This window comes from Streptomyces sp. DH37 (assembly GCF_029813835.1).
Taxonomy (GTDB): domain Bacteria; phylum Actinomycetota; class Actinomycetes; order Streptomycetales; family Streptomycetaceae; genus Streptomyces.
Map to the genome: position 1 here is coordinate 41,933 of NZ_JARVKV010000053.1, position 8,086 is coordinate 50,018.

Genomic DNA, 8,086 nt, shown 5'->3' on the forward strand with positions numbered 1-8,086 from the left:
ATAGTGCGGCCGGCGTCCCGGCCCGCCGCCGGAGGGGCCGGGACGGGCCGGGACGGGCCGGGACGGGCCGGAGGGGCCGCGCGGGGAGGGGTGTGCGGGAGGGCCGTGGGGGAGGCGTGGGGGAGGCGTGCGAGGAGGGGTCAGGACAGGACGGTGAACGCGCGGGTGGTGCCGGAGAAGGAACGGGCGCCGCCCAGCAGGGGTTTGGCGTCGCCGTGGTAGCGGACGCGGTAGCGGCCGGGCACGGCTCCGGAGGGCACGTCCCAGGTGACGGTCACCCTGGAGGCGGCGATCCCGTCCCGCTCCCAGCGGAAGGCCGTCGACCAGTCGCCGTCGTCGGCGACCGTGCGCCACGCGCCCCCCTCGTACCGCTCCACCCGCAGGTAGGTGCTGCCCCGGCGCAGGTCGTTGCCGGGATGGGCGCCGGCGAACACGGCCGAGACCCGCTCGCCGGTCCGGTAGCTCTCGCGTGGCTGGGTCAGCACGTCCCCGAACGACCGCCCGATCTGCGGGGCGTCCAGCACGATCGGCGGCTGGAGGGCGAGCGGCGCGGCGGACAGGTCGGGCGGCTCCGGGCCGGTCGGCAGCTCCCTCCCGTCGCGCATCGCGCGGGCCAGCTGCGCCGACACCTGCTGGAGCGCGGGCAGTTGCCAGCGGCCGAAGAGGGTGCTGCCGCCCTCGTAGTGCTGGGCGTCGTACTCCTCGGGCGTGGTGAGGTAGTGGAAGTAGGCGTTGGCGTAGCCCGCCACCAGCACGTCGTCCAGGTCGGCGCCGGTGACGTCCGCGACGGTGCGGCGCAGCCTCAGCCCCGCCGCGATGGTCACCTCGCCCGGGACGCCGATGAGGTACAGGCGGCCGATGCGCACGAGCTGGACGGGGACGATCTCCTGCACCCAGGGGTAGATCCGGTTCATCTCCCCGATGGGCACGGCGATCGCCTTGGGGGCCTGGGCCTCGCGCAGCTCGGGCGAGACGGTGTAGACCACCGAGTGGGAGACCGCGTCCCAGAAGGGGTTCTCGCCCTCGGTGAAGCCGGGGAACGCCGGTCCGTCCTCCATGCTGCCCGCGGCCATGGACGCGCCGACCGCGGGCCGGGCGGTCCTGTGGGCGCGTCCGTCGCCGGTGAACTCCGGCGCCACGGTGACGTCGGAGAGGTCCACGTACACCAGCCGGGAGTCCACGCCCCCGGTCAGGGGGGTGCCGGGGCGCTCCAGCTGCCGTGCGGCGGCCTCGTACTGGCGCAGGCCGCAGGCCCGGGTGCGCTCGAAGTCCTCCGGTGTGGTCGGGGGCCGCAGGTCGAGGTTGGGGGACATGTCGCCGGCGTTGGTCTGGGCGAACGCGGTGATCACCTCGGGGGAGGCGTCGGCCAGGTAGTCCGCGCCCGCGACCTCGCGCTCCCAGTGGTAGGCGGCGTAGCCCTTGTTGTCGGCGCTGATCAGCCGGTTGTCGCCGGACATGCTGGTGCAGTGGGTGGCGAACCAGTTGACCGCGCCCACCAGCCGCCCCTCGCGCTCGATCCGCAGCAGCGTGGTGAGCGGGTCGACGGCGTCGGGGAAGTGGGCCCTGACGTCCGCCGGGTTGCGGTCGAAGGCGGCGCGGGAGCGGTTGACGCTGGCGCCGCGCAGCTCCCCGCGGGAGAGGGAGAGCCCGGCGGGCGCGAGGTCGGCGTGGGCCCGGCCGACGGCCTCCACGATGCCGCGGACGACCGCGTCGAAGGTCTTGGCGTGGAAGCCGAGCGTGGTGATGTTGTAGAGCAGGTGGTGGGAGTAACCGCCCGGTCCGGCGTGGGTGTGGGTGGCGGTGATCATGGTGTTCCGGGCGGTGTAGAGGCCGCCGTACCGCTCCTCGAGGGCGCGCAGCACCGCCTGGTGCACGCTGGAGAAGATCATGGGGGAGTCGACCACGACGAGGGCCACGCGCTCCCCGGCGCCGCCGTCCGGCGTCCGGTCGGCGATGACGAAGGCGCGGGCCCGCAGCCGGGTGTGCAGGCCCTGGGCCTGCTGGTCGGTGCGCCCGTAGCCCATCATGCCGACCTCGGCCACCTCGCCGGTGGCGTCGGCGATGCCGCGGCCCACCAGGTAGGGGCTGTGGGGGCCGGCCTCCGCGGCGCCGGCCCGCCCGGGTGCGGCGGAGGTGCGGCCGGCGGCGGACGCCGTGGCCGGCGGAAGCCCGGCGAGGCCGAGCCCGGTCGCCGCGGCCGTGGCGCGCAGGACGTTCCGGCGGCTGCTGCCCGTGGTGCGGGACGGTCCGTCCGGGATCTCGCCGGACGGTGCGCGCCGCTGGGTTCGGGAATCGCTCACGTGCGGCTCCTCACGGTGCTGCTGGGGGGTTACCACCGGTTCACCCGGTGGTGTTGTGAGCATGACACCAGCGGCATGCGCAGACAATCCGTCGGCGGAAGACCGTCGCCGGAACGGCCGTGGGGGCCACGGCCGTTCCGGCCGGGGGCTTCAGCGCACGGCCCGTGCGGCCCCGGCCGCCGGGGAGGAGGAGGCGACGATCCGGCTCCCGCGGCCGTCCGTGCGCCGTTCCAGCCGGGCCGACAGCACGGCCAGGACCAGGGCGCTCGCGGCGAGCACCGCGCCGACCCAGTTGGGCGCGGTGACGCCCAGCCCGGCCGCGAGGACGGCCCCGCCGAGCCAGGCGGCCAGCGCGTTGCCCAGGTTGAAGGCGCCGATGTTGACGGCGGAGGCCAGCGTGGGCGCGTCCGCCGTCTGGTCCAGGACGCGCTTCTGCAGCGGCGGCACGGTCGCGAAGCCGAAGGCGCCGATCAGCGTGATCGAGACGGCGGCGAGCGTCTTGTCGTACGCGGTGAAGGTGAACAGGCCCAGCGTCAGGGAGAGGGCGGCCAGGGCGGTGAACAGCAGGGGCATCAGCGCGCGGTCGGCGAGGCGCCCGCCCACCAGGTTGCCCGCCACCATGCCCAGGCCGAACAGCACCAGCAGCCGGCTCACGGAGGCGTCGGCGTAGCCCGCCGCGTCCGTCATCATCGGCGCGATGTAGGTGATCGCGGCGAAGACGCCGCCGAAGCCGAGCACGGTCATCGCCATGGCCAGCAGCACCTGGACGTCGCGGAAGGCGGCCAGCTCCCGGCGCACCCGGGAGTGCCCCGGCGCCGGGCGCTCGTCCCGGGGCACGAGGGCGGCCACACCGGCCAGGCCCAGCACTCCGAGCCCGGCGACGCCCAGGAAGGTGACGCGCCAGCCGAACTCCTGGCCGACGAGGGTGCCCAGCGGTACGCCGACCACGTTCGCCACGGTGAGGCCGGTGAACATCGTCGCGATCGCGCCCGCCTTCTTCCGCGGGGCCACCAGGTCGGCGGCGACGATCGAGCCGATGCCGAAGAACGCCCCGTGGGCGAGCGACGCGACGACCCGCCCGGCCAGCATCGCCTCGAAGGCGGGGGCGAGGGCGGAGACCAGGTTGCCCAGGGTGAACAGGACCATCAGCAGCATCAGCATCCGCTTGCGCGAGACGCGCGTGCCCGCGACCGCCAGCAGCGGCGCGCCGACGACGACGCCGAGGGCGTAGCCGGTGGCGAGCAGGCCGGCGGTGGGGATGGGGACGCCGAACTCCTCCGCCACCTCCGGCAGCAGTCCCATGATCACGAACTCGGTGGTGCCGATGCCGAAGGCGCCGATCGCGAGCGCCAGCAGGGCGAGGGGCATGAAGGGGCTCCCAGATTTGTTGCACATACGTCTTACAGGCGTAGACAATAATTGCAGACGCGGGATATTTGCAAACGCCTTGTACCGCGCCTGGCTAACCTGGGAGGCGACACGAAGGGGAGACGCGAGATGACCACGACCCGCCCCGACCGGGGGCTGGCCCAGGGCTGGTGCGCCCTGTCGGCCCTGCACGGCCGCATCGAGGCGCGCGTCGAGCGCGCGCTCCAGGCGGAGCACGGGCTCAGCGTGCGCGAGTTCTCCGTGCTGGACGTGCTCAGCGGCCAGCACGGCGGCGAGGGCGGGCACCTGCGCATGAACGAGCTGGCCGACGCCGTGGTGCTCAGCCAGAGCGCCACCACCCGCCTGGTCAACCGGCTGGAGGACCGCGGCCTGCTCAGCCGCTACCTGTGCCCCACCGACCGGCGCGGCATCTACACCGAGGTCACCGGCGAGGGGCGGGAACTGCTGGAGAAGGCGCGGCCGACCAACGACGCCGCGCTGCGCGAGGCCCTCGCCGCCGCCGCCGAGCGGCCCGAGCTGGCGCCGCTGGTCGCGGCCGTCCGCGCGCTGGAACCGGGGATCTGAGGCGGCCCCGGAGCCGTACGGCCGGTGCTACCAGACGTCGCCGTCGCGCCAGTCGCAGACCAGCTCGCCGGCCGGGTCCAGTTCCCGGGTCACCGGCAGGACGTGGACGCATCCGTCGTCCTCCTCGGTGCGCACGAGGCCCGAGGGGGTGAGCGCCCAGGTGGGGCCCTGCCACAGCAGCCAGCCGCGCGCCGCGTAGAAGCCGAGCGCCTCGTCGCTGGAGCCCAGCGCGCCCAGGTCGTACGCGCCGCGCACCACCCGCTCCAGCGCCTCCATCAGCGCCGCGCCGTATCCGCGTCCGCGCCGGTCGGCGCGGACCCCGACCCCCTCGACGTAGCCCGCGCGCAGCGCCCGGCCGCCGTGCAGCAGCCGCCGCTGGACCAGCGAGGCGTGGCCGACCAGTTCGGAGCCCTCCCAGGCCAGGGCGTGCACGCCGCCCAGGGCGTGCTCCCAGTCCTGGTCGGTCAGGTCCCCCTCGAAGACCTCGTCCAGCAGGGACCGCGCCGCCGCGCGGGCGGACGCGTCCAGCTCGGCGGTGTGGACGAGTCTGATCCCGCTGCCGCCGCCCGTGCCGATCTCGACCATGCCCCCATCCTGGCAGCACACGACGCCGCCCGCCGCCGTTTTCCACGGCGGCGGGCGGCGTGCTGTGGTCGGCGAGCGGGCGGGCGGGTGTGCGGGGATGCGGGGCCGTACGGAGGCGGGGCGCCTCAGCGGTGCCCGGACCCGCGGCCGCGCAGCCTGCTCAGGGCGCGCTTGGCCTCGGCCCGCTTCCTGGGGTCGGAGGCCGCCGTCCTGGCCTTCTGGGTCAGACGGCGGCCCTGCGGGGTTCGGGCGAACATGGCGATCTTGCTCAGAATGCCCGGCACGGTTCCTCCAGCTGTTCACGGGTGCTCGCCGGAGCGAGCTGCGCCTTCTGCGCTCTGTCGTGCGTCCTCTCTGCCTCCTACCCCCGCGGGCCGGGGTGATGTCCGCCCGCCGCCCGCCCTCCGGAGGCGGACGGGTTCCGGCGGCGGTGCCGCCCCGGGCTCATCCGGTTGATTGTTCAACGGCATCGGAGGCGTCCATACGCCGCGCCCCCGGCCGCGGACGGCCTTCGGATCTCGTGTTCCGGGCCGCAGTCGGCCGCTCTAGGATGAGCCCCAGTTCGCCGGTGACGGCGGCGGGAGGGAGTAGCGGTGAAGCGTCCCACCATGGTGGACATCGCCCGTCGTGCGGGGGTGACCAAGAGCGCGGTCTCCTTCGCGCTCAACGGCCGTCCCGGAGTCTCGGAGGCGACCCGCGCCCGGGTGCTCGCCATCGCGGACGAACTGGGCTGGCAGCCCAACAGCGCGGCCAGGGCCCTCTCCGACGGCAGGGCCGGCGCGTTCGGACTGGTCGTGGACCGCCCGGCGCGTTCCCTGGGCATCGAGCCGTTCTTCATGCAGCTGGTCTCCGGCATCCAGGGCGAGCTGTCCGAGGACGGCACCTCGCTGCTGTTCACCGTCGCGCCCGACGCCGACGCCGAGATGGCCACCTACCGGGCCTGGTGGGCGCAGCGCAAGGTCGACGGCGTCTTCCTGGTCGACCTGCGGGTGGACGATCCCCGGGTGCGCGCCCTGGAGGAACTGCGCCTGCCCGCCGTGGTGATCGGCTCGCCCGCCGCCTCCGGGGGCCTGTCGGCGGTGTGGAGCGACGACGCGGCGGGCGTACGCACCGCCGTCGCCCACCTGGCCGACCTCGGCCACCGCTCCATCGCCCACGTCACCGGGCCCGCCGTCCTGCGGCACACCCTCATACGGACCGAGGCCTTCACCGCCGCCACCGCCGAGCGGGGCGTCACCGGGCGGAGCGTGGAGGCCGACTACAGCGGCGAGCGGGGCTTCGCCGCCACCCGCGCCCTGCTGGAGGGCGCCGAGCGCCCCACCGCGATCCTCTACGACAACGACGTGATGGCCGTCTCCGGCCTGAGCGCGGCGCAGACCCTGGGCGTCCGGGTCCCCGAGGACGTCTCCCTCGTGGCCTGGGACGACTCGCCGCTGTGCGAACTGGTCCACCCCGGCCTGACCGCGCTGCGCCGCGACATCGCCGCCTACGGAGCCCTGGCGGCCCGTCAGCTCCGGGACGTGGCCACCGGCCACCGCGTCGAGCACCGCCACGGCCCCGACCCCACCCTGACGGTCCGCGACAGCACCGCCGCCCCCTCCCGGGACACCGCGCCGCTGTAGCCCGCGCCGGTCGGCCGCGGTCCGCCCGCGAGGGGTGGTGCCTCACCGCTTCCCCGGCGCGCTTCCTCAGCCGATGGTGACGACACGCGCCCAGGACGGCGGGGCGTCCGGGAGGTGGTCGGGGTTCTCCTCGTCCACGGCCCGGGCGGGACGGGGGAAGAGGCCGACGACGATGCGGCAGGGCGGCTGTGCGGAGGGCCACGGAGTCTGGCCGTCCGTCAGGGCGACGATCACGTCCGGGCGGGGCCGGGAGCGGAGCGCCCGAGTGAAACCGGAACGCAGGTCCGTTCCCCCGCCGCCGACCGGTTCGACGTTCTCGGCGCGGCAGAGCGGGACGGCGACTCCGGCCGCCGCGTCGCAGGAGAGCACCGAGACCAGGTCGCGCGGTCCGCCCACCGCCCGTGAGATCGCCACCACCTCCAGCAGCGCGCTGCCCAGCTCGGCGTCGCTCACCGACCCGGGGGTGTCGATCACGACGCAGACCCGGGGCGGCGTACGGCGCAGGCTCGGCAGCAGTCCACCGCAGGATGGACCTTCCTCGTCGCCGTACAGGGCACCGCGCTCGCTGAATCAGCCGGTCGCGCGGAGTTCCTCCCGCTCCACGCGGCAGTCACGGCACAGCAGGCCGGGCCTGGCCGCGCGGAAGGCGCGTTCGCAGCCGTCGCAGGTCTGGAGGGGCAGGACGGCCGGCTTCGCGGGCGGTGGGGGAGGGGCGGGCGCGGGCAGGGGCGGCTCGCCGAGCCGGAAGGCCAGGATGCGGGCCGGGCGGGCCAGCAGCCGTTCGGGCAGGCCGTTGGTGAGCGTCTCGGTGATCCGGGCGGGGGACACGCCCGCCGCGAGCCACCGGGCCACGTCCGGGGCGAGCCGGGCGGCCTCGCCCTCGGAGAGGATCAGCCGGGGATCGACGGTGCGCAGGGAGGTCAGGACGCGCACCGCGTGCGGATCGGCCTCGCCGAGCGGAGGGGGCGGCGGTTGCGGCGACCGCACCGCCGCCGGGGGAGGCGGGAGGGGCGCCGCCTCGGCCTCCGTACGCGCCGCCGGTACCGGTACGCGGACGGGTGCGGGGCGGCGCCGGCGGCCGGGCGGCGGCGTGGGGTCCGGACCGTCGTCGCCGGGCGGTACGTCGTGGAAGCGGGTGCGGGTGCGGACCCGGCCGTCCGGCCCGCGCTCGCGCCGCCGTTCCAGGTGGCCGGACGCCTCCAGCTCCCGCAGGGCCCGGGAGATCAGGATCTCGCCCTCGGAGAAGTGCTCGCACAGAGCGGTGATGCTCACCGGAGCGCCGTCCGGCAGGGAGGCGATGTAGGCCGCGACCCCGATGGTGACCGCGCTGCCGGGCCGCTGGGCCAGGGCGTTGGCGAGGACGGTGAAGCCGGTGGTGAGACGGGTGCGGACGTGGATCACGCCGGAGGCCGGAGCCTCGGCGCGGGCGCGCGCGGGCGCGCTAAACTGCGAGTCAGCCATCGGGAAGCCTGTTTCTTCCTGATCGGTGAGGCCCTCGATCGGGATGCCAGTCCCGGCCGGGGGCCGTATCTGTTTGCGGTTGTCGCGGTGAACGTAACCGCCCGCTTCTCAAACCCGCAAGCTGGTCACTCGTACGGGTGACGAGGGGAAAGGGTGGGTGGGTGG

7 protein-coding genes and 1 pseudogene are annotated in these 8,086 nt (G+C 75.2%); 2 read left to right on the top strand and 6 right to left on the bottom strand.

What is annotated here, in order from left to right; genetic code table 11:
- Window positions 1-140 precede the first annotated feature (140 nt).
- Window positions 141-2,258, bottom strand: a complete 2,118-nt coding sequence (locus QC029_RS22735; RefSeq protein ID WP_279557615.1) for a neutral/alkaline ceramidase — start codon at window positions 2,256-2,258, stop codon at window positions 141-143.
- A gap of 192 nt (window positions 2,259-2,450) precedes the next feature.
- Complete coding sequence (locus QC029_RS22740; protein ID WP_279557606.1) at window positions 2,451-3,668, bottom strand: MFS transporter; 1,218 nt, start codon at window positions 3,666-3,668, stop codon at window positions 2,451-2,453.
- Between the two features lie 129 nt (window positions 3,669-3,797).
- Between QC029_RS22740 and QC029_RS22745 the strand changes: the two genes are divergently transcribed.
- Window positions 3,798-4,253, top strand: coding sequence for a MarR family winged helix-turn-helix transcriptional regulator (locus QC029_RS22745; protein WP_279557607.1), 456 nt, complete (start codon window positions 3,798-3,800; stop codon window positions 4,251-4,253).
- A gap of 27 nt (window positions 4,254-4,280) precedes the next feature.
- On the opposite strand, the gene QC029_RS22750 is transcribed toward QC029_RS22745, so the two are convergent.
- Both QC029_RS22750 and QC029_RS22755 read right to left on the bottom strand, forming a co-directional pair.
- A complete protein-coding gene (locus QC029_RS22750; RefSeq protein ID WP_279557608.1) occupies window positions 4,281-4,838 on the bottom strand; it encodes a GNAT family N-acetyltransferase in 558 nt (185 codons plus the stop codon).
- A 125-nt stretch (window positions 4,839-4,963) separates the two neighbouring features.
- A complete protein-coding gene (locus QC029_RS22755; RefSeq protein WP_279557609.1) occupies window positions 4,964-5,122 on the bottom strand; it encodes a hypothetical protein in 159 nt (52 codons plus the stop codon).
- Between the two features lie 309 nt (window positions 5,123-5,431).
- Between QC029_RS22755 and QC029_RS22760 the strand changes: the two genes are divergently transcribed.
- The gene (locus tag QC029_RS22760) at window positions 5,432-6,460 is read left to right on the top strand and encodes a LacI family DNA-binding transcriptional regulator (RefSeq protein ID WP_279557610.1); all 1,029 of its coding nucleotides are present in this window, start codon (window positions 5,432-5,434) and stop codon (window positions 6,458-6,460) included.
- 66 nt (window positions 6,461-6,526) lie between these two features.
- Here QC029_RS22760 and QC029_RS22765 read toward each other — a convergent pair.
- Both QC029_RS22765 and QC029_RS22770 read right to left on the bottom strand, forming a co-directional pair.
- Window positions 6,527-6,976, bottom strand: a pseudogene (locus QC029_RS22765) (VWA-like domain-containing protein); the annotation flags it as partial.
- A 54-nt stretch (window positions 6,977-7,030) separates the two neighbouring features.
- Window positions 7,031-7,921, bottom strand: a complete 891-nt coding sequence (locus QC029_RS22770) for a hypothetical protein (protein ID WP_279557611.1) — start codon at window positions 7,919-7,921, stop codon at window positions 7,031-7,033.
- Window positions 7,922-8,086 lie beyond the last annotated feature (165 nt).

Coding starts and splice junctions, on each gene's coding strand:
- QC029_RS22740 (WP_279557606.1), bottom strand. CDS start 3,668: ATGCCCCTCGCCCTGCTGGCGCTCGCGATCGGCGCCTTCGGCATCGGC.
- QC029_RS22745 (WP_279557607.1), top strand. CDS start 3,798: ATGACCACGACCCGCCCCGACCGGGGGCTGGCCCAGGGCTGGTGCGCC.
- QC029_RS22750 (WP_279557608.1), bottom strand. CDS start 4,838: ATGGTCGAGATCGGCACGGGCGGCGGCAGCGGGATCAGACTCGTCCAC.
- QC029_RS22770 (WP_279557611.1), bottom strand. CDS start 7,921: ATGGCTGACTCGCAGTTTAGCGCGCCCGCGCGCGCCCGCGCCGAGGCT.